A 20183-nucleotide genomic window follows, 5' to 3' on the forward strand; every position below is an offset into this window, starting at 1 on the left:
GCGGCCCTCGCCACTGCCGCGGTTCTATGCATGCCGTGCTTCGCTGCCGCTGAACCCGATCCGGCAGACCTCGAATTCACGGCGAATTCCGCATATCGAGAGTATCAGAACAATATCGCAAAGTTCACCGGACAGGTGAACTACAGTTCGAACAATTTTGCATGGTCGCTGAAGCTACTGCCCGCGACTCAAAGCGTCGTGTACGGCAGCATGAGTTGCCATACAACTATAGGTGGGATTTCCGGGTACTCCGACGATCATCAAGACATTCCGCGCGACTACCTCCTCCATTCGAGCGTGAAAATTGATCGAGGAAGATGGTACAAGCTGCGTAGTCGATGCGATTTCAAGGTGCTGACCGACACTGGAATGCAGCCGGGAAATGTGGAAACGGCTGTCGACTTCATCGCCAGGTGATCGACTCCTGACCTCGTGAGGAATCTCCGAGCCGGACCGGCGCAAGAGTGCGTGCATACGAACGCACCCACAGCTGAAGGCCACGCTGTGGAATCCGCGCGCCGGATTCGACGCCGACCGCTACGCGGCCGGCCACCGAACATGTTCGACGTCCCCGTCTGAGCGGATGTGAGCGATCTCCCTTCGCCGGAGCCGAATTCGATCGCCATCCCCCAGGCCGCGGTGCTTGAATCGAACTATGCGTGAGAGCACCGCCTCCGACGAGATCACCGACCCGGCAGACCTGCGGGCATTGCTCGGCGAGGTGGCGCCCCGCGCGGCCACCAAGGAGCGCCCTGTCCTGCACGCCAGGGACCGGGAGTGGATCGCGCTCTCCCCGTTCCTGGTGATGAGTACGAGCGACGCGGACGGCAACTGCGACGCCTCGCCGAAAGGCGATCCGGCGGGGTTCGTGCGGGTGCTCGACGACACCACCCTCGCCATCCCGGAGCGCCCCGGTAACCGCCGCGCCGACGGCTACCTCAACATCCTGGCCAACCCGCACGTCGGCCTGCTGTTCGTGATCCCGGGACGCCGCGAGACGCTGCGGATCAACGGCCGCGCCCGGCTGGTGCGCGACGCGCCGTATTTCGACGACATGGTGGTGCGCGGGCACCGCCCGATCCTCGCTGTCGAGGTGGAGATCGACCAGATCTTCTTCCACTGCGCCAAGGCGTTCATGCGCAGCCATCTCTGGGAGCCGGAGCAGTGGCCGGAGGACACCCTGCCGAGTCCCGCCTGCCTGGTCAAAGAGGTGCAGACGAACGTCGCGGAGACGGTGGAGGAGCTGGAGCGCTACTACTCGCCGGAGAACTACGCGGCCAAGCTCTACCGCGACTGACCCGCGTGGCCCACGCCACCCGACCGCGGCGCGCCCGGATCGCGCGTCGAACATAGACTCGCGACGTGGCAGAACTATCGGTGCGCGGACGGCTCGCGCTGGCGGCGGCGGCCGCGGCGTCCTGGGCCTCGCAGAAGGCGGGTCGTGGCAAAGGGTCGATGATCGGCGGACTGATCGCGTTGAAGATCGATCCGACCGTCATGGACCAGCTCGGGCAGCGGCGGCGCACCGTGCTGGTCACCGGCACGAACGGCAAGTCGACCACCACGCGGATGACCACCGCCGCGCTCAGCACCCTCGGCGCGGTCGCGACCCAGGCCGACGGCGCGAACATGGACGCGGGCATCGTCGCCGCGCTGAACGCGCACCGGCGCGCGCCGCTGGCCGCCATCGAGGTCGACGAACTGCACCTGCCGCACGTCACCGATTCGCTGAACCCCTCGGCGGTGGTGCTGCTGAACCTCAGCCGCGACCAGCTCGACCGGGTCGGCGAGATCAACATGATCGAGCGCAAGCTGCGCGCGGGCCTGGCGAAGCACCCGGCCACCGTGGTGGTCGCCAACTGCGACGACGTGCTGGTCACCTCCATCGCCTACGACCATCCCAACGTGGTGTGGGTCGCCGCGGGCAGCGGCTGGGCGATGGACGCGACCAGCTGCCCGCGCAGCGGCGAGCCGATCGTCTGGGAGGGCGCGCACTGGCGCAGTACCGGAGCGGATTTCCAGCGTCCCGAACCGGACTGGTGGCTCGACGGGGACGATCTGGTCGGGCGGGAGGGCAAGCGTTTCCCGCTGCGGCTCGCACTGCCGGGCCGGGCCAACCGCGGCAACGCCGCACAAGCGGTGGCCGCCGCCGTCGCGCTGGGCGCCGACCCGGAGCAGGCCGTCGCGGCCGCGGGCACGGTCCGCGAGATCGCGGGCCGCTACCGCACCGTGCAGGTCGGCGAGCACGACGCGCGTCTGCTGCTGGCCAAGAACCCGGCCGGGTGGCAGGAGGCGCTGTCGATGATCGAGCCGACCTCGGCGGGCCTGGTGATCGCGGTGAACGGCCAGGTACCCGACGGCGAGGACCTGTCCTGGCTGTGGGACGTGCGCTTCGAGCACTTCGAAGGCGTGCAGGTGGTGGCGGCGGGCGAACGCGCCACCGACCTGGCGGTGCGACTGACCTACGCGGGCGTGGAGCACACCCTGGTGCCCGATCCGGTCCGCGCCATCGCGTCGTGCCCCGCGGGCCATGTGGAAGTGCTGGCCAACTACACCGCCTTCCGTGATCTCAACCGTGACCTCGAGGAGCGGGCTTCATGACCGAGTCGACCTTCCGCATCGGCCTGGTGCTGCCGGACGTGATGGGCACCTACGGCGACGGCGGCAACGCGCTCGTGCTGCGGCAACGACTGCGCATGCGCGGCTACGACGCCGAGATCGTCGAGATCACGCTGGCGGAGCCGGTGCCCGATTCCCTGGACGTCTACACCCTGGGCGGCGCGGAGGATTCCGCCCAGCGTCTGGCCACCCGGCACCTGCAGCGCTACCCCGGCTTGCAGCGCGCCGCCGGGCGAGGCGCTCCGGTGCTGTCGATCTGCGCGGCCATCCAAGTCCTCGGCCAGTGGTACGAGACCTCGGCGGGCGAGCGAGTCGACGGCGTCGGCCTGCTCGACGTCACCACCTCGCCGCAGCACAAACGCGCCATCGGCGAGGTGACCACCACTCCACTGCTCGACGGGCTCACCGCACCACTCACCGGCTTCGAGAATCACCGGGGCGGAACGAAACTCGGCGGCGACGCGCAGGGTCTGGCCCGTGTCATCCGCGGCGTCGGCAACGGCGTCGGCGACGGGCTGGAGGGCGTCGTCCAGGGTTCGGTGATCGGCACCTACATGCACGGCCCGGCGCTGGCCCGTAACCCCGAACTCGCCGACCTGCTGCTGATGCGCGCCCTCGGCGTCACCGAACTGGCGCCCCTCGACCTGCCCGAGGTCGACCAGCTCCGCCGGGAGCGCCTGCGCGCCTGAGCCTGTTCCCGCCGGTCAGGTCGCCGGAGTAGCTGAATTCGCGGCAATCCGGATCGAAGCGATGAGTTCGGGCGTGTTCGCCGGTACATACCGGTGCACAGCCACACCATCGAAAGGAATCCGGTCATGAGCGTCATCGTCTGCGAGTTCGTCACCCTCGACGGCAGAGTGTCCGACCCCGACGGCCGCGGCGGCACCGCGACCGGCGGGTGGGCCTTCCGCTACGGTCCCGAAACCGTCGGCGGTGACAAGTTCCGCCTGGCGCATGCCCTCGATGAGGGCGTGCTGCTGCTGGGCCGCCGCACCTGGGAGTTGTTCGCCACCATCTGGCCCGGACGCGACGATCCCTTCGCCACGCGCATGAACAAGGCCGCGAAACTGGTTGTCTCGCACACGCTGGCGGACACGTCGAGCTGGACGAATTCCACGCTTGTCGAAGGCGACCTCCATACGGCGGTGGAGAACGCACCCGGCGACGTCATCGTCACCGGCAGCCTGACCATCGTTCGCGCATTGCGGGAAAAGGATCTTGTCGACGAGTACCGACTGCTGATCTTCCCCACGGTCCTCGGTAGCGGTGACCGTTTGTTCGCCGATGGCGAGCCGCCCGCGGACCTCGAGTTGCTGTCGGTCGACACGGTCGGCGCAGCCGTGCTGACCCGCTACGTCCGAGCCGGGCGCTGACGACCGACGTCCGGCCGGATCGCGGACGGCGTCAACCGGACGGTCCGACCATCCGTCACCCCGCGCCACGGGCCCGAGCCGATTTGCCTGGGTTGTTCGCCTCGCCGCCGTGCCAGTCGGCGCGGTGGGCGCTCGACCTCGTCGGCGATCCGGGACCATGCCTTCACCGGCCGTATTCGCGAGCCGCGGGTAGATGGCCTGGTACACCCACCTCGGTGACGTCGACGGAGACGGTGATCGTGCTGTCCTTCGCGTCGGTGTAGATGATGCCGCGCAGCGGAGGGACGTCGGCGTAGTCGCGGCCCCAGGCGGCGGTGATGTAGCGCTCGTCGCCGAGTTGGTCGTTGGTGGGGTCGAGGTCGATCCACCGGCCCGAGCGGTCGGGTCCGTCGGCGCCGGGCACCCATACCGCCGCCCAGGCGTGCGTGGCGTCGGCGCCGACCATGCGCTCCTTCCCTGGTGGTGGATCGGTGGCCAGGTAGCCGGACACGTACCGGGCGGCGAGGCCGTGCGACCGCAAGCAGGCGACCGCGAGGCGCGCGAAGTCCTGGCAGACGCCTGCGCGGGCCGCGAACACGTCGGCCACCCGGGTGGACACCGTCGTGGCGCCGGACCGGTAGGCGAAGTCGGTGTAGATCCTGGTGTTCAACTCGACCACCGCGTCGAGCAGCGGCCTGCCCGGCCGGAGGGATTCAGCCGCGTACGCGACGATCTCCGACGTGATCTCCTGCGGGTGCAGGTCGAGAGCGAACTCCACGGCGAACGGCCCGTTGGCCCCCGTCGGGCGCGCGCGTTCCCACGGCTCGGCGGCCGGGCCCGCGTCGTCGCGGGCGGGCGCGTCGACTTCGACCAGCGATTCGCCGACGACCGTCAGAGCACGATGCTCGGTGGTGACGTGGAAGTAGGACGTGATGTTGCCCCACACATCCGCGCCGACCGACCGGTCCGAGGGGGCGGGGTCGATCCGGATCTCGTGCGCGAGCAGACGCTGACCGGGGAGATCGCGCGGCGTCAAGTACGCGCGCCCATAGGAGTTGATGACTTCGCCGGAGTACGAGTACTTGGTGCGATGCTCGATCCGGTAGCGCCGGACCGCACGGCCGGTCATCCGACGACCTGCGCGCTGCCCCACAGCGGCTGGATGTCGACCGGGAGCGACAGCGTCGTGGTCTCGAAGGACTCGGATACCTTGCGCAGGCGCACGTGCACTCCCTCCAGCAACTCCGCCAGTTCGGTGCGCCGTTCGTTCGCGTCGGTGACCTCGAGATCGTCGGGATCGAGGCGGCGCAGCATGCGCCGCGCGTCCGCGAGCAGCCGCTGCGGACGCGACGAGCCGGACGCACCGGGCAGCGCCTGGAAATCGGCGTGCAGGCGGCCCAGCTGATAGGCCAGCGATCGCGGATTGGCGGTGTCGAACAGCAGGAGCTCGGCGACGTTCGCGATCCGCACCGAATCCTGGTGGCGCCGACGATAACTCACCGAGGACTCGGTGGCGCGCAGCACCCATTCGGTGACCTCGCGTTCGATCTCCTCCGGATACCGTTGGGTCAGCGCGGCCGACAGCAACGCGGTCAGGGCGAGACCGCGCTCGATCCGCTTACCGATGTCCCTGACGTGCCACCCGGTGTCGCGGATCAGCGACTCGCCGTCGATCCCGGACAGCGCGAGCAGCCCGGCCAGGGTTCGCGAATGCACATCCGACAACTCCGCCTCTTGGTCGTCCACCGCGGCGGGGTAGCACGCCAGCGCGCGCTCGACCGAGCCGAGGATCATCCACGTGTCCACCGACAACTGGTCGCGCACGGCGCGCGCGGCGCTGCCGTACCGGTCGATCGCGAAGGCCAGCGATCCGGGCAGCTCGCGGTCTATCGTCAGTGCGACGAGGTAGTCGTGGCCCGCGCGGGACGCGCCCGGCACCCGGTGTACCGCCGGAGCGCTGTCCTGCGCCGCACCGGTGGCCACGCCGTCGTCCGCCCCTTCGGCGACGGCCTCCACACCATCCGTAACCTGTTGTCGCGCTCCGGCTCCGGCCATCGCTTCGTTCCGGGCCACGGCATCGTGATGCTCAATGTGCTTCGAACCAGTTTCTCCCCCAGCGTCTTCCGGCATTCCCGATCCGGATGGCGTGGCAGCCGAGAATTTTTCGTCTGTCCCGTGGCCGGAAAATCGTGACCGGACCGGCACCGAATTCCCCTGCGCGCACTCGCCCGCACCGGGCGATGCCGGAGCATCACCAGAATCCGGAAACGATCCGGCCGCAGCGTGCGACCGCTCGTCGCCGTACTGCGCCACACCTTCGTCGACGCCGGCACCCGACGGAGCGAGCAGGCCGCGATCGACCGAACTCTGCTGCGGCGCAAAGGCTCGCACCTCGGGACCGAACAGCCCGTCGGTCGGAGCCGCGGTGGCGGTGGTCCGTCCGAGGGCGGCCAAGAGGATCGGTAACGCGCCCGCGCCTTCCAGCCAGGGGCGATACCGGAACTCTTGGTAACGCTCGTGGGTGGCGATCAAGAGACGGGCGGTGTCCTCCGCGCGCTCGCCGTAGCGGCCGATCCAGAACAGGTCGTTGAGCACGCGGGGGGAGCTGATCCCCGCCACGACCGGAGCGGTGCGCCGCGGCTCGCGCGACGGCTCGGTGCTGATCGCGGCGGCGGCCGTCGGCGCGGCCCGCACCCAGATGTCCTTGGCGGCGACTTTCCGCGCGGCGCGATCGGTCGTGCGCTGACGTAGCTGGCCGAGACCGCCGGACATCACGGTGTAGCCGCGCCGATGGGCGAGCGAGAACAATCGCATGCCGACCGGAGCCGCGGCGAGTCCGTCGTGCTCGCGGATGGCGGGCGCGACGGAGAACTGCGCCGGTTCCTGGCCAACCCATTGCCATCCGTGCGCATCGATCCGCGCCTTCATCTCGTCGCGCTGCCGCCGACTCAGTTCAGGGCCGAACAGCGTGGCGCCGTCGACCGCCGAGCGAACGATCAGCTTGTCCAGATTCGCGATCAGATGTCCGCGCTCCCGTTCATGACCACCCCAGTACGACGGCGCGTTCTCCAGCAACAGGTCCGCACCGAGCAGTGCGCGCGACAGGGCGGGCAGGAATCCGGCCAGCGCGGGATTCTCCAGCAGCCCGCTGCCGAGCGTGTTCACCACCGTCACCGCGCCGCGGCGCAGCACCTCGACCAGTCCCACCACGCCCAGCCGCGAATCCGGCCGCAGGTCCAGCGGATCGGAGAATTCGGCGCCCACCCGGCGCAGCACCACGTCCACCCGCTTCAGCGTGCCGAGCGACCGCATCCACAGCGCGCCGTCGCGCACCACCAGATCGGCGCTCTCAACCAGCGGAAAGCCGAGTGTGGAGGCGAGATAGGCCTGATCGAACGCGGTCTCGGAATGCACGCCTGGACTGAGCACGACGACCACCGGTTCGTCGTCGTCGGTCTGCGCGGATTCGATCAGCATCAATCGCATCGCCCTGGCGAAGGGTGTCAGCGGACGCGGATTCGCGTGCTCGAATGCCTCCGGGATCGCGGTCGACACGACCCTGCGGTCGGCCAGCGCGTATCCGGCGCCGGACGGCGCCTGCGCCCAGTCGGCGAGCACCCGGAACCGGCCGTCGCCCCAGCGACTGAGATCGCAGGCGTGCAGGAAGAGTTGGTGCCGCCCCGGCACGGTGATGCCGTGCGCGGCTCGTACGTAGCCGCGATTACCGAACACGACTTCCGGCGGGAGCAGTCCCGAGGCGAGCGTCCTGCGTGGACCGTAGATGTCGGTGAGCACCTCGTCGAACACGCGGGAGCGCTGTTCCAGCCCGGCCTCCAGCCGGGTCCAATCGTCCGCGGCGACCGGCAAGGGAATCGGATCGAGGCGCCACGGCGCAGGCGTGTTCTCGGCCGACGCGCCTGCCTCGAGGTAGGTGATGCCGTCGTCGTCGATCAGCCTGCGCACCCGGCTGTCCAGCTTGCCCAAACCGTCCCCGCCGAGTTCGGCGAAGTCGGCGGACAGTTGCGACCACACCCGGCGCACCTTGCCGTCGGCGTCCACCAATTCGTCGTAGTAGCCCGCGACCGGCGCGCCGCACTCGTCGTAGGCGGCGGTGGCAGAAGCATCTTCGCGGTAGCGCGCGACCTGTTCCCGCACGGTGGTCGCGGTATCTCGCCGCTCATCTCGCAACGTCACCGCCGACCTCACTTCCGCCATCCATGCCCAACGGTCGCCGAATGCTTCCGGTGCGGTCCGGAAACCTTATGCCGGACACCCGCATCAGTGGTCTTTGCGGCCATTTTCGCATGTAGCAGGGGTCATAACGGGTAAAACGCTGTGCGGCGACAACTGTTTGCCCAACATTTGCTCAACATCGGGCGCGGCGACACACGGTCCCGGGTCCCACCGTGGCGCCCGCACCGGTGGTATCACCGAACGACGACAACGATCTCGTCAGGAGGTCATTATGCGTAGATCAGACTGTTCGTCTTGCGAATCCGCGTTCGACCACTGCCACGGAACCCTGATCGTGCACGTGAGCCGGATCGCCGAATGCACCGACGAACACTGCCTGGAGCTCAGCCACGCCAGACACGCCTTCGTCCTCGATTGCCGAAACCTCGCGGGCGGCTGCCGGTGTGGCGACGGCGAGACAGCCCGGCGCCGCGCCTGAGCGGTTCCGTACCCTGGCCCGGTGAGCTATGACCACGTGTTGCTGCCGTCCGGTGTCGCATCGTCGATCGCGGAGGTCGACGCCTACCTGAGCACCCAGCAGGGCGTCCCCGAGTCGGGGGCGGTCGCGCAGATCGCGGCCGAACTGAACAGACGCAACGCGGAACTGCCCGAGGAGGACAACTTCCTCAGCACCGTGCCGGTCGGCGGCGCGGCCACCGGTGCGGCACTGCACGTGCCGTGCCCCTACGACGCGGTCGGCTTCGTCCGCCACTTGCTGTTCGAACTCGCCACACCGCTGAACTATGCCGTCTACGACCCGCAACTGGCCTGGCTGATCGATCCCGCCGAGCACGTCGAGGCCATCGTCACGCACGGCGGCGCGGGCGAGTTCCCGTACCTGACCGAAGCGCTGGTCCAGCAGTGGATTCCGGAGCTGGCCCCGCCCAACCCGTACCTCGTCGTCGAACGCGGCGAGCAGTTCTACATCCAGACCTACCGGGAGAACTCCGGCGCCTACACCGTGGAATACCGGGACGGCTCCCCCGACAAGCATTTCGGCACAACCATCTCCGATCCCGCCACTGTAGCCGCCCTCATCTGGGGCTGGGCCAACGACGACCGCAGCCGGTTCCCCGGCCTGCCCTGGTCGCGCGTCGACCTCTGAACCCGGTCACTGGTTCTGGGTGGCCAACCGGCCCGCCAGCGCGAGGAACGACGCGCCGAAGACCCGGCGCATCCAGGTGACCACGACGGGACTGGAAATGACCTGGTCGCGGACGGCGGCGGCACACGCGCCGTACACCGCGAACACCACCAGGGTGGCGAGCATGAAGATGCCGCTCAGTTCGAGCATGCGCGCCAGTGCGTTCGGCGCGCCGCCGGGCACGAACTGCGGCAGGAACGCGAAGAAGAAGATGGTCAGCTTGGGGTTGAGGAGGTTCAGCAGCACCGCCGAGGTGATCACCTTCCGCGCCGAGGGTGCGGTGCGCCCGGTCTGTTCCGGCACGGCGAGCGCGCCCTTGTCCCGGAACGTGGTCCAGGCCATGTACACCAGATAGCCGACGCCGAGGTACTTCAGCGTCTGGAACGCGACCGCGCTGGCGTTGAGCAGCGCGGCCAGACCCGTGATCGCCGCGATCATGTGCGGAACGATGCCGAGCGTGCAGCCGAAGGCCGCGATCACCGCGGCTCGCACACCGCGAGACAGCCCTGCCGCCAACGTGAACAGCACACCGGTGCCGGGGGTGGCGACGATGACGAGCGTCGTCAGCACGAATTCGATGCTCATCCCCGACACGGTAACGCACGCCCGGCGCGGCGCAATCCCCGTCGCGGGAGGCGTTTTCGCGAGCTATAGCGCGCGGCGGCCGGACAGCGCGCGCCCGAGGGTGAGCTCGTCGGCGAATTCGAGGTCGCCGCCCATCGGCAGGCCCGAGGCCAGCCTGGTCACACTCAGACCCGGGAAGTCGCGCAGCATCCGGACCAGGTAGGTGGCGGTGGCCTCGCCCTCGGTGTTCGGGTCCGTCGCGATGATCACTTCGCTGACGTCGACGCCGTCCTCCTGGTTTCCGATACGCGCCAGGAGTTCCCGGATCCGCAGCTGGTCGGGGCCGACACCGCTGAGCGGATCGAGCGCGCCGCCGAGCACGTGGTAGCGACCGCGGAACTCCCTGGTGCGCTCGATCGCCTGCACGTCCTTGGGTTCCTCGACCACGCAGATCATGGTCCGGTCCCGGCGCGGGTCGGCGCAGATGCGGCACAGCTCGCCGTCGGAGACCGTTCCGCATGTCACGCAGAACTGCACCCCGTCACGCACCTTCTGCAGCGCGGCCTGCAGCCGATCGATCTCCGGCGGCTCCACCTGGAGCAGATGAAAGGCGATGCGCTGCGCGCTCTTCGGACCGACGCCGGGCAGCTTGCCCAATTCGTCGATCAGATCCTGGACCGGACCCTCGTACAACTGCTGCCTCGGCTCAGAAACCGGGCAGCGAACCGCCGCCGCCGAAGCCACCGGACAGGGGTCCGAGCCGTTCGGCGGCGATGCGCTGCGCGTTGGCCATCGCGTCGTTGACCGCACCGATGACCAAATCCTGCAATGTCTCGACATCGTCGGGATCCACGGCCTTCGGGTCGATGGTCAGCGACACCACCTCACCGCTCGCCTTCAGCCTGACCTGCACCAAGCCACCGCCGGCAGCGCCGTCCACCTCGGTCGCCGCGATCTCGGCCTGGGCTTCCATCACCGCCTGCTGCATCTGCTGCGCCTGGGCGAGCAACTGTTGCATATCGAACTGGCCACCTGGCTGCACGGGAGCGTCCTCTCTGAAGAAGGTGTCACCGGCCAGCCTAGTCCTGCCGCGGCCGGTCCCCGGCGCGGCCCGACGGTCCCAGGTCCGCGGCGCAGGACGGATAACAGCGCGCATGACGGGTAACAGGTTGGGTAGTTCCGATCGGAACCGACCATGCGCGCCTTACCATCGACACCGAGTCGGAAAGCGGTGTGCAAATCTGGAGCCAATGATGATCGCAGTTCGTGCACGTTTCCTGAGCACCCTGGTGCTCACGCTCGGTGTTCCCAGCATCTTTCTCGGCGCAGCGGCGTCCGCGGATACGGAGATCACCGACACGCCCGGAGTGATCGACGCGCAAGGGGCAGACGAGCCCCAGACGACCCCGGCGGTCGCCGACTACGGGGGCGGCTGCGTCCTCTACCCGGACGACAAGGCCGCGACGCTCGATTCGCTGCGTTCCCGGTGCTCGCCGGAGCAGCAGGACGCGATCTTCCGCGCCGCACCGCTCGGCGCCGTTCCGGTCGGCGTGAAATCGGGCTGGGTCACTCGCCCGCCGGTCATGCAGGCCATCGCGCCCCCGCTGTGGATCGGCAAGACCTTCTACACCGGCCCGGACGGCGGCTTCCTGATGAACCGCCTCACCGGTGCGGGCTTCGAGGCCTGGGGCGCCGACGTCTACGTCGCGCCCGCCCTGACCGATGGGCAGCCGACCTGGGCACTGAACTACGCGCCCTCGCCGACGCCGCAGGTCTACGACGAGATCCGGGAAGTCACTCCCGGTGTGTGGTTCGGCTACTCGTGGTGGCGCGGCATGTTCCAGACCACCCTGCTGCTGACCTTCGCGCTCGCCTGAACAGCGGGTGTCGTTTGACCCTCCCGTCACTGGAGGGTGTTGGCTGGTGCCATGACGGCCACCGTCCCCATCGGGGAATTCTCCAGGCTGAGCAATCTCAGCGTGAAGACGTTGCGCTACTACCACGAGATCGGTCTGCTCGCTCCGGCCGGCATAGACGCGAGTTCGGGCTATCGGCGGTACGCGACGGCGCAGGTGACGCAGGCACAGTTGATCCGGCGGCTGCGCGAGCTGGACATGCCGGTTCCGGAGATCCGCGCCGTGCTGGCCGCGCCGGACGAGAACACCCGTGACGCCACGCTGCGGGCGCATCTGGAGCGCATGGAAGCCGAGCTGACCCGCACCCGCGCGGTCGTGGCCTCGTTGCGCGCGCTGCTGACGCCATCGGCTCCGATCGCCGTGGAGTATCGCGTGGTCGGGGCGTTCCCGGCGGCGGCGATCGGCGCGACGGTGGCGCGCGAACACATCGGCGAGTGGTGCGCTTCGACGTTCCAGGCGTTGTACGAGTCGCTGGCCGCCGCGAGCATCGCGCCTGCGGGCGTCGCCGGCGCCACCTACAGCACCGACTTCTTCGAGCAGGACGAAGGCGAAGTAGTCGCGTTCGTCCCAGTCGCCGACACGGATGTGGTGCTGCCGGCAATGCTTTCACTCATCGAGCTACCCGCGCGCCGTTTCGCCGTCGCCGTGCACAAGGGCCCGTTCGACGATTTCGACCGGACCTACGGCGCACTGGGCAGTCACGTCGCCGAACACGCTGTCGCGCTGCCCGAGCCGATCCGCGAGATGTACCTGCTCGGACCGGACACGTCCGATGAACCCGCCGGCTACCGGACCGAAGTGTGCTGGCCCGTCGCCCAACCATAAAAGGAGATATCCATGACGATCTCGATCGCCCACGTCACCATCGATTGTGCGAACGCGGGCGCGCTCGCCGAATTCTGGTCACAGTTGCTGGAGACGCCCGTCGATCCCGACCCCACCCCGGAGTTCGCCACCGTCGGCCGGACCGCGGACGCCGCGACCCCGCTGATGTTCATCCGCGTGCCCGACAAGAACCCCGGCAAGAACGTCATCCACCTCGACCTGCTCGCTTCCGGCCGGGACGAGGTCGCGCGCGCGATCGATCTCGGCGCGAAGCACGTCGCCGACTTCGACGAGTGGGGCATGAAGTGGACGACGCTGGCCGATCCCGAGGGGAACCTCTTCGACATCGCGGCCGAATAGACCGAGCAGACCGCGACGACGGCCATGGCCGTCGTCGCGGCCGTACGATCAGGCCAGTTCGCGCTGGAGGTTGCCGAGCACCTCGGCCTGGATCTTCTTCAGGCCGAGCGGCGCGAAGATGCCCTCGAAGATGCCCGCGACGCCGCCCGCGCCCTTCCACGTGGTGCGCAGCGTGACTCGCGCGCCCGCGCCCTCCGGGGTGACGGTCCAGGTGTTCACCAAGGTCGAATTCGAGTCGCGCTCGGTGACAATGGAATCGGACACCGAGACGACCGCGTGCACGTTGCGCGAGCGCTTCTCGGTGGCCTGCAACGTCCATTCCGCGACGGTGCCCGCGCCCTTGCCCCCTTCGACCACCTTGTAGTCGCGGTAGTGCGACGAGAGGATGCGCGGACGCACCGTGTCGTAGTCGGCGATGGCCTCCAGCGCGCGCTGCGGATCCGCCGCCACGTCGATCGAACTACTGGCGCTGACCTGTCCCACAATGAGCTCCTTGTCCGGATGCGGTGTCTCGACGGATCTCCATCCTGCCCTGTCGGCCCCGGATGATAACGGCGAGGGCGGAGCGTGTGGCGAACTTCTCCGGACGATTCGGTATTCCATTTCGCAACATATGCGTGACATTTCTCCACGACCGAGACCTCGCGGTGGCCCCGCCGTATGGTCCGTACTAGCGTCGAGGGGTGGCAGTGAGTCTGTTGGGGAAGGCCGGACACGCACCGGCCGCACGCGAATCAGGATTTGCCGCGCATCGAGCCGGCGTGGATCGCCTTCTGGCGAGTTACCGCGCCATACCCGAGCACGCCAACGTCCGTTTGGCCAAGAAGACCTCGAACCTTTTCCGCGCCAGGGCGAAGAACACCGCGCCCGGCCTCGATGTCTCGGGGCTGACCAGGGTGATCGCGGTCGACCCCGTGGCGAGGACCGCCGACGTCGCTGGCATGACCACCTACGAGGAGCTGGTCGCCGCCACCCTCCCGTACGGGCTCGCGCCGCTGGTCGTTCCCCAGCTCAAGACCATCACGCTGGGCGGAGCGGTCACCGGCCTCGGCATCGAGTCCACCTCCTTCCGCAGCGGTTTGCCGCACGAGTCGGTGCTGGAGATGGACGTGCTGACCGGCGCGGGCGAGATCCTCACCGCCACGCCGGACAACGAGCACGCCGATCTGTTCCGCGGCTTCCCGAATTCCTACGGGACGCTGGGTTACACGGTCCGGCTGAAGATCGAGCTGGAAGAAGTACAACCGTACGTCGCGCTGCGGCACGTTCGCTTCCGGGACCTGCGCGAACTGGAGGCCACCCTCGCGACGATCGTCACGGATCGGGTCTATGCGGACGAGCCCGTGGACTACCTCGACGGCGTCGTCTTCTCCGCCGAGGAGAGCTATCTGACGCTGGGCCGCCGCACCGACGAGCCGGGCCCGGTCAGCGACTACACCGGGATGGACATCTACTACCGGTCCATCCAGCACGAGGGCGAAACGCCCAAACGCGACCGCCTGACCATCCACGACTACCTGTGGCGCTGGGACACCGACTGGTTCTGGTGCTCCCGCGCCTTCGGCACGCAGAATCCGAGGATCCGCCGATTCTGGCCGAAGCGCTATCGGCGCAGCAGCTTCTATTGGAAGCTGGTTGCGCTCGATCACAAGTACGACATCGGGGACAAGCTGGAGGCTCGCAAGGGCAATCCCCCGCGTGAGCGGGTCGTGCAGGACATCGAGGTGCCGGTGGACCGCACCGCCGACTTCGTGGAGTGGTTCCTGCGCGAGATCCCGATCGAGCCGATCTGGCTGTGCCCGCTGCGTTTGCGCGAGACCGGCCGCACGCAGCGGTCCGGCGGACGCGCTTGGCCGCTGTATCCCCTGGAGCCGGACCGGACCTACGTGAACGTCGGATTCTGGTCGGCCGTGCCCACCGTCCCGGGGCAGCAGGATGGCGCGGCCAACCGCGCCATCGAGCACAAAGTGACCGAATTCGACGGTCATAAGTCGCTGTACTCGGATTCCTTCTACGACAAGGATGAGTTCGCGGCGCTCTACGGCGGAAACACCTACACCGAACTGAAAAAACGCTACGACCCGAACCAGCGCCTGCTGGATTTGTATTCGAAGGCGGTGCAACGCAAATGACGACATTCAAGGACCGTTCCGATGTCTTCGCCGATCTCGGAACCAAACTCAGCATTGCCGAGATCTTCGAGACCCTCGTCGAGGGCGAAGTCCCGATCCGGTTGACGGCCTACGACGGCAGCGCCACCGGACCGGAGGACTCGGAGTTCGCGCTGGACATCCGGACTCCGCGTGGCATCAACTACCTGGCCACGGCCCCCGGCGACCTGGGCATGGCGCGCGCCTACATCGCAGGCGACATGACCGCCAGCGGGGTGCACCCGGGTGATCCGTACGCGATCCTGAAGGCGATGGACAGCTTGAAGTTCCGCCGTCCGTCCGCGCTGGCCCTGGTGACCATCGCGCGCTCGCTGGGCTGGGAGCGGCTCAAGCCGGTCGCCCCGCCGCCGCAGGAGACGCTGCCGCGCTGGCGGCGGATCGCCTTCGAGGGACTGCGCCACTCCAAGACGCGCGATGCCGAAGCCATCCACCACCACTACGACGTCTCGAACGCCTTCTACGAGCATGTGCTCGGCCCGTCGATGACCTACACCTGTGCGACCTACGGCGACGAGAGCTGGACGCTCGAGCAGGCGCAGGAGAACAAGTACCGCCTGGTGTTCGAGAAGCTGCGCTTGAAGGAGGGTGACCGGCTGCTCGACATCGGCTGCGGCTGGGGCGGCATGGTGCGTTACGCCGCCAAGCGCGGCGTCAAGGTGATCGGCGCGACGCTCTCGGCCGAGCAGGCGGATTGGGCGCAGAAGAAGATCGCCGAGGAGGGCCTGGCCGAGCTGGCCGAAGTGCGGCACTCCGACTATCGCGACGTGCCGGAGGGCGAGTTCGACGCGGTGTCCTCGATCGGGCTCACCGAGCACATCGGGGTGCACAACTACCCGTACTACTTCGACTACATCAAGAACAAGCTGCGCGACGGCGGCCTGTTCCTGAACCACTGCATCACTCGCCCGGACAACACCCGCACCACCAAGGCGGGCGATTTCATCGACCGCTACGTGTTCCCGGACGGCGAGCTGATCGGCTCCGGCCGGATCATCTCCGAGATCCAGAACATCGGGCTCGAAGTGCTGCACGAGGAGAACCTGCGCGAGCACTACGCCCTGACTCTGCACGAATGGTGCAAGAACCTGGTCGCCAACTGGGACGCCTGCGTCGCGGAGGTCGGCGAGGGCACCGCGAAGGTGTGGGGCCTGTATATGGCGGGCTGCCGACTGGGCTTCCAGCGCAACGTGGTGCAGCTGCACCAGGTGCTCGGCGTCAAGTTGCCCGCCGACGGCGACTGGACCGTACCGCTGCGCCCGTGGTGGCAGCCGTAGACCGGGACGTTCAGAAGGCGTTGCTGCCCGCCTCGTTCAGGAGTTCATCCAGGAACGGGGCGGGCAGTTCGACGTCGCCGACCTGCGCGGAGGCGGGCAGGTCGGCGCGCAGCACGCGCAGGATGCCGACCACGCCGGGGCCCGCGTCCAGCAGCGGCCTGGTCCAGCCGAGGTCGGCGCAGGTCGCGACGGCGGGCAGCAGCAGGTTGGTGGCCTCACCGACCCAGCCCGCGGTGGCCAGACATTCCGCGAGGAGCAGCGCGGCGTCCAATTGAGCGCGCGGGCGGTGCTTCTGGCGGGTGTGGTCGGACAGCGCGCGGGCGCGGCGCACCGCCCGGTCGTCGGAGCCGAGCCGGCGTTCGGCGAGCAGTGCGCGGATGGCGGCGAGTTCCTCGGCTTCGGCGGTGAGCAGGGCGGCGCCGGTCAGCCGATGCGCCGCCTGGAGCGGCGTGGATTCACTGAGGTCGGTGTAGCGGCGATCCGCGGACTCCAGCGCCATGCCCAGACGCAGCCGTTCGGCCCGGATATGGGCGGCCAGCCGGGGCAGTCGGTTGTCGGCGGCGATGCGCGCGCCCTCGTCCAACCGCGTTGCCGCGGTGAACAGATCTCCCCCGACCGCCTTGACCCGGGCGCCGACGACGAAGGTGGAGATCAGGAAGTCCACCGGACCGACCCGGGTGACCAGCTCGTGACTTTCGTCGAGCAGCCGGTCGGCGGTCGCCAGATCGCCCCTGCGGTAGCTCATCTCGCCCAGCAGCGCCGCGGCGACCCGCACCGCGTGCGAGCGCGGTCCCGAGCGTTCCCGCGCGAAGTCCCAGGCCTGCTGGAAACAGCGCGTGGCGGTGTCCACGTCGAGTTGCTCGTAGGCGGCGGCGCCCTGGCCGCAGCGACCGAACACCAGGCCGAGCGAATCCTTCGAGCGTTCGTGGTACTCCTCGGCCCACTCCTGGATGTTCCTCGCGCCCTCGAAGTCGAACTCGCACAGGCGCACGAAGGATGTCAGGTTGGCCGCCGTCGAGACCGTCCACACGGGTAGATCGTCCGGCTCCCGCAGACAGTCGGCGACTCGATCCAGCACGCCATCGGTGTGGTCGCGCGCGATCTGGTCGGAGGCGGCGAGCACGGCCGCCTGGCAGCGCTGCACCCGCACATCGGCGTCGCCGGTGGACCCGCGGGCCAGGATGTTGGACAGCCTGCCCAGGGCGTTGCGCGCCGCGCCGGACTGCTGCAGGTTGACGTTCGCCCTGGCCACCGCCATCAGCAACTTCGAGCGCGACGCCACCTGCTGCATCGGCAGCTTCGACACGCTGCCCAGCAGCGTGGCGAGCCGGGAACCGTCGATCAGGTCCATCCCGCCACCCTCGAGCAGGTCCAGCGCCATCTTCAGATCGGTCGCGGCCAGCGCGTGGTCGACCGACTTGCGCAGCAGCTGGTGTTCGGCGTACCAGCGCGAAGCCTTGCGGTGCAGCGACTTCAGCTTCCCCGGGTGGACGCGGTCGAGCCGGGTCCGCAGGTGCTCTGCGAACAGCGGCTGCATCCGGAACCACTCGGGGTCGTGCTCGATGCGCCGCAGGAACAGCTCACGCTGCTCGGCCTGCTCGAGCAGCTGCTCGGCATCCGGCTCCCCGGACAACGCCGCGGCGAGCGAACCGCACACCCGCTCGGTCACCGCGATCGACATCAGGAACTCGAGCATCTTCGGTTCCAAAGTGTCCAAGACGTTCTCGGCGAGGTATTCGCGAATGCCGTGGTTGCCTTCGGAGAGGGTGGCGATCAGCTGAGCTGGGTCGGCGTTGCCGCGCAAGGACAGGCCCACCAATTGGATAGCCGCGGGCCAGCCGTCGGTGGCGGTGTGGATTTCGGTGACCTGTTCCGGCGTCAGGTCGAAGCCGTTGCGCTCCACCAGGATCTGCCTGGTCTCCGCCTCGTTGAGGCGCAGCGCGGCCGAGCCGATCTCGACCAGTTCGTCGTGCACTCGCATGCGGCTGGTCGGCAGGCCGGACTGTTCCCGGCTGGTCACGACGAAACGCAGGTGGTGGCAGCAGTTGTCCAGCAGAGCTTCCATCGCGCGATGCGCGCCCGCGTCGGTGATCCGCTGCCAGTCCTCGACGATCACCACGACCGTCCTGCCCGCCGCGTGGATCTCGTCGATGAGCGTGGGAATCACGAAAGCGGCCGCGTCGGCGGGCCGTTCCTCCAGTACCTGGTCCAGACCGGCGCCGACGTCCGGATGCACCCGGCGGATGGCCTGGATCAGATGGGCGAGCAGCCAGATCTCGTTGTCGTCGTCCCGGTCGATGCCGATCCAGGCGACCGCGGTGTCACCTTCGCTGAGCTCGGCGCGCCACTGCGCGGCCAGCGTGCTCTTGCCGAAGCCCGCGGGCGCGTGGATCACTGCCAACCTGCGCCGCCCGCCCGCGCGCAGGATGTCCAGCAGACGCGGCCGTGGAATCGGCTCTCGCGTGGGCGTGGGCGGCCAGAACTTGGTCACGGCCGTCGGCGGCGTCGCCGGCACGACCGCCGGATGCTGGGAGACGGCGGGCCGTAGCGTCAACGGCCAGCTGCGCCGCGCGGTGACCGCGGGACGGGAGGCGGTCCACACCGCGGTCGGTTCGCCCACGGCTGCCGGGGTGGTCGTTTCGGGCTCCGGCGTGGTCTCCAGCAGCGCCATCTCGTCCGGCAACTGATCGTGGCCGCGCTGCACCGCGCGCAGCATTTCGCCGAACTCGTAGGCGCTGGCCGGGCGATCCCGCGGATTCGGGGACATGGCCTGTTCGATGACGCCGGCGACATCCGGCGGAATGTCCTGTTCACGCAGATCGGGCACCGGCTGGGTGGTGATCCGCAGGAACTGCGCGACCACCCGCTCGCCCGCCTGCCGCTCGAAGGCCGCGTGCCCGGTGAGCAAGGCGAACAACGTCGAGCCGAGGCCGTAGACGTCGGAACGGATGGTCGGCTCGTCACCTTTGAGGACCTCCGGCGCGGTGAACGCGGGCGAGCCGGTGATCATGCTGCTGGACGTGCGGAACCCGCCCGGGATGCGGGCGATGCCGAAATCCGTCAGCTGCGGCTCGCCGTAACCACTGAGCAGCACATTCGCCGGTTTCACGTCGCGGTGCAGGATTCGGGCGCGGTGCGCGCTCTCGATGGCTCCTGCCAGCTTGACGCCTGCTCGTAGCGAGTCCGCCCAGGTCAATGGGCCTTGATCGCGAATCAGCTTTTCCAGTGACCCGTGGGTGCAGTAGGGCATGACGATGAGCGGCATTCCGGTTGCCGTCACGTCCACCTGGAGTATGTCGACGATGTTCGGGTGGCCGGAGAGCCTGCCCATGGCCTGTTCCTCGCGCAGGAACCGCTCTCTGCTCTCCTGGTCGATCTCCGAGGGGAGCACCTTCACCGCGACCACCCGGTCCAGCGCGGTCTGGATGCAGCGATACACCACCCCGAATCCGCCGCGGCCGATCTCCACCGCACCGGACAGGCCCATCGCCTCCAGTTCGTCGGCGATGTCGACGGGCGGCTGCCGCTGCGTCTTCGCCTCGGCCGCAGGGGATTCGGGGCGCACCCGGCCCGAACGCGTCTGTGGATTCATGTGATCACCTCGAACACTCACATCGAATCGGCGACATCGGCGACCAACTCCGCGCCGACCGCCGGACGCCGTGTCCGATATGCCTGCGCATACTCCAACGTAGCGCGGTGCGGTATCACGCGGGTGACGTTTC

At 68.5% G+C, this 20183-nt stretch carries 18 protein-coding genes; 11 read left to right on the top strand and 7 right to left on the bottom strand.

What is annotated here, in order from left to right:
• The first annotated feature begins 30 nt into the window (after positions 1–30).
• From ABZW96_RS28565 to ABZW96_RS28585, 5 genes are all read left to right on the top strand, one after another.
• Positions 31–417: a hypothetical protein gene (locus ABZW96_RS28565; RefSeq protein WP_355078715.1), complete on the top strand. Its 387-nt coding sequence runs from the start codon at positions 31–33 to the stop codon at positions 415–417.
• A 238-nt stretch (positions 418–655) separates the two neighbouring features.
• A complete protein-coding gene (locus tag ABZW96_RS28570) occupies positions 656–1297 on the top strand; it encodes a pyridoxamine 5'-phosphate oxidase family protein (RefSeq protein WP_355078716.1) in 642 nt (213 codons plus the stop codon).
• Positions 1298–1362: 65 nt separating this feature from the next.
• On the top strand, positions 1363–2601 hold the full coding sequence (locus ABZW96_RS28575; RefSeq protein ID WP_355078717.1) for a Mur ligase family protein: 1239 nt from the start codon (positions 1363–1365) through the stop codon (positions 2599–2601).
• Complete coding sequence (locus tag ABZW96_RS28580) at positions 2598–3308, top strand: glutamine amidotransferase (protein WP_355078718.1); 711 nt, start codon at positions 2598–2600, stop codon at positions 3306–3308. The genes ABZW96_RS28575 and ABZW96_RS28580 overlap by 4 nt, the downstream gene beginning before the upstream one ends.
• A 126-nt stretch (positions 3309–3434) precedes the next feature.
• Positions 3435–3992, top strand: a complete 558-nt coding sequence (locus ABZW96_RS28585) for a dihydrofolate reductase family protein (protein WP_355078719.1) — start codon at positions 3435–3437, stop codon at positions 3990–3992.
• A gap of 163 nt (positions 3993–4155) precedes the next feature.
• Here the strand turns inward: ABZW96_RS28585 and ABZW96_RS28590 are convergent, their stop codons facing one another.
• Both ABZW96_RS28590 and ABZW96_RS28595 read right to left on the bottom strand, forming a co-directional pair.
• Entirely contained in the window at positions 4156–5100 is a 945-nt protein-coding gene (locus ABZW96_RS28590; protein ID WP_355078720.1) for a transglutaminase family protein, read from the bottom strand.
• Complete coding sequence (locus ABZW96_RS28595; RefSeq protein WP_355078721.1) at positions 5097–8186, bottom strand: circularly permuted type 2 ATP-grasp protein; 3090 nt, start codon at positions 8184–8186, stop codon at positions 5097–5099. The genes ABZW96_RS28590 and ABZW96_RS28595 overlap by 4 nt, the downstream gene beginning before the upstream one ends.
• Before the next feature lie 478 nt (positions 8187–8664).
• On the opposite strand from ABZW96_RS28595, the gene ABZW96_RS28600 reads away from it, so the two are divergent.
• Positions 8665–9309: a hypothetical protein gene (locus tag ABZW96_RS28600; protein ID WP_355078722.1), complete on the top strand. Its 645-nt coding sequence runs from the start codon at positions 8665–8667 to the stop codon at positions 9307–9309.
• A gap of 6 nt (positions 9310–9315) precedes the next feature.
• On the opposite strand, the gene ABZW96_RS28605 is transcribed toward ABZW96_RS28600, so the two are convergent.
• The 3 genes from ABZW96_RS28605 to ABZW96_RS28615 all read right to left on the bottom strand — a co-directional run bounded on the left by ABZW96_RS28605 (position 9316) and on the right by ABZW96_RS28615 (position 10954).
• Positions 9316–9933, bottom strand: a complete 618-nt coding sequence (locus ABZW96_RS28605) for a LysE family translocator (protein WP_355078723.1) — start codon at positions 9931–9933, stop codon at positions 9316–9318.
• A gap of 63 nt (positions 9934–9996) precedes the next feature.
• On the bottom strand, positions 9997–10605 hold the full coding sequence (recR, locus tag ABZW96_RS28610; RefSeq protein WP_063018922.1) for a recombination mediator RecR: 609 nt from the start codon (positions 10603–10605) through the stop codon (positions 9997–9999).
• 13 nt (positions 10606–10618) lie between these two features.
• On the bottom strand, positions 10619–10954 hold the full coding sequence (locus ABZW96_RS28615; protein ID WP_355078724.1) for a YbaB/EbfC family nucleoid-associated protein: 336 nt from the start codon (positions 10952–10954) through the stop codon (positions 10619–10621).
• 208 nt (positions 10955–11162) lie between these two features.
• On the opposite strand from ABZW96_RS28615, the gene ABZW96_RS28620 reads away from it, so the two are divergent.
• From ABZW96_RS28620 to ABZW96_RS28630, 3 genes are read left to right on the top strand one after another with little or no spacing between them, the layout of a single operon-like run.
• Complete coding sequence (locus ABZW96_RS28620; RefSeq protein ID WP_355078725.1) at positions 11163–11789, top strand: hypothetical protein; 627 nt, start codon at positions 11163–11165, stop codon at positions 11787–11789.
• A gap of 51 nt (positions 11790–11840) precedes the next feature.
• A complete protein-coding gene (locus tag ABZW96_RS28625; protein ID WP_355078726.1) occupies positions 11841–12653 on the top strand; it encodes a MerR family transcriptional regulator in 813 nt (270 codons plus the stop codon).
• Positions 12654–12665: 12 nt separating this feature from the next.
• Positions 12666–13013, top strand: coding sequence for a VOC family protein (locus ABZW96_RS28630; RefSeq protein ID WP_355078727.1), 348 nt, complete (start codon positions 12666–12668; stop codon positions 13011–13013).
• Positions 13014–13061: 48 nt separating this feature from the next.
• On the opposite strand, the gene ABZW96_RS28635 is transcribed toward ABZW96_RS28630, so the two are convergent.
• Positions 13062–13496, bottom strand: coding sequence for an SRPBCC family protein (locus tag ABZW96_RS28635; protein ID WP_355078728.1), 435 nt, complete (start codon positions 13494–13496; stop codon positions 13062–13064).
• A 206-nt stretch (positions 13497–13702) separates the two neighbouring features.
• Between ABZW96_RS28635 and ABZW96_RS28640 the strand changes: the two genes are divergently transcribed.
• Together ABZW96_RS28640 and ABZW96_RS28645 are read left to right on the top strand one after the other, a co-directional pair.
• Positions 13703–15145, top strand: coding sequence for an FAD-binding oxidoreductase (locus tag ABZW96_RS28640; RefSeq protein ID WP_355078739.1), 1443 nt, complete (start codon positions 13703–13705; stop codon positions 15143–15145).
• A complete protein-coding gene (locus ABZW96_RS28645; protein WP_355078729.1) occupies positions 15142–16458 on the top strand; it encodes a class I SAM-dependent methyltransferase in 1317 nt (438 codons plus the stop codon). Before ABZW96_RS28640 ends, ABZW96_RS28645 begins: the two co-directional genes overlap by 4 nt.
• Before the next feature lie 10 nt (positions 16459–16468).
• Here ABZW96_RS28645 and ABZW96_RS28650 read toward each other — a convergent pair whose 3' ends face one another.
• Complete coding sequence (locus ABZW96_RS28650) at positions 16469–20050, bottom strand: protein kinase (RefSeq protein ID WP_355078730.1); 3582 nt, start codon at positions 20048–20050, stop codon at positions 16469–16471.
• Positions 20051–20183: the final 133 nt, after the last annotated feature.

The organism is Nocardia sp. NPDC004168, from assembly GCF_040610355.1.
In the GTDB taxonomy this organism is placed as follows: Bacteria; Actinomycetota; Actinomycetes; order Mycobacteriales; family Mycobacteriaceae; genus Nocardia; species Nocardia sichangensis.

Coding starts and splice junctions, on each gene's coding strand:
- ABZW96_RS28565 (WP_355078715.1), top strand. CDS start 31: ATGCCGTGCTTCGCTGCCGCTGAACCCGATCCGGCAGACCTCGAATTC.
- ABZW96_RS28570 (WP_355078716.1), top strand. CDS start 656: ATGCGTGAGAGCACCGCCTCCGACGAGATCACCGACCCGGCAGACCTG.
- ABZW96_RS28580 (WP_355078718.1), top strand. CDS start 2,598: ATGACCGAGTCGACCTTCCGCATCGGCCTGGTGCTGCCGGACGTGATG.
- ABZW96_RS28585 (WP_355078719.1), top strand. CDS start 3,435: ATGAGCGTCATCGTCTGCGAGTTCGTCACCCTCGACGGCAGAGTGTCC.
- ABZW96_RS28590 (WP_355078720.1), bottom strand. CDS start 5,100: ATGACCGGCCGTGCGGTCCGGCGCTACCGGATCGAGCATCGCACCAAG.
- ABZW96_RS28595 (WP_355078721.1), bottom strand. CDS start 8,186: ATGGCGGAAGTGAGGTCGGCGGTGACGTTGCGAGATGAGCGGCGAGAT.
- ABZW96_RS28605 (WP_355078723.1), bottom strand. CDS start 9,933: ATGAGCATCGAATTCGTGCTGACGACGCTCGTCATCGTCGCCACCCCC.
- ABZW96_RS28620 (WP_355078725.1), top strand. CDS start 11,163: ATGATGATCGCAGTTCGTGCACGTTTCCTGAGCACCCTGGTGCTCACG.
- ABZW96_RS28625 (WP_355078726.1), top strand. CDS start 11,841: ATGACGGCCACCGTCCCCATCGGGGAATTCTCCAGGCTGAGCAATCTC.
- ABZW96_RS28630 (WP_355078727.1), top strand. CDS start 12,666: ATGACGATCTCGATCGCCCACGTCACCATCGATTGTGCGAACGCGGGC.
- ABZW96_RS28645 (WP_355078729.1), top strand. CDS start 15,142: ATGACGACATTCAAGGACCGTTCCGATGTCTTCGCCGATCTCGGAACC.
- ABZW96_RS28650 (WP_355078730.1), bottom strand. CDS start 20,050: ATGAATCCACAGACGCGTTCGGGCCGGGTGCGCCCCGAATCCCCTGCG.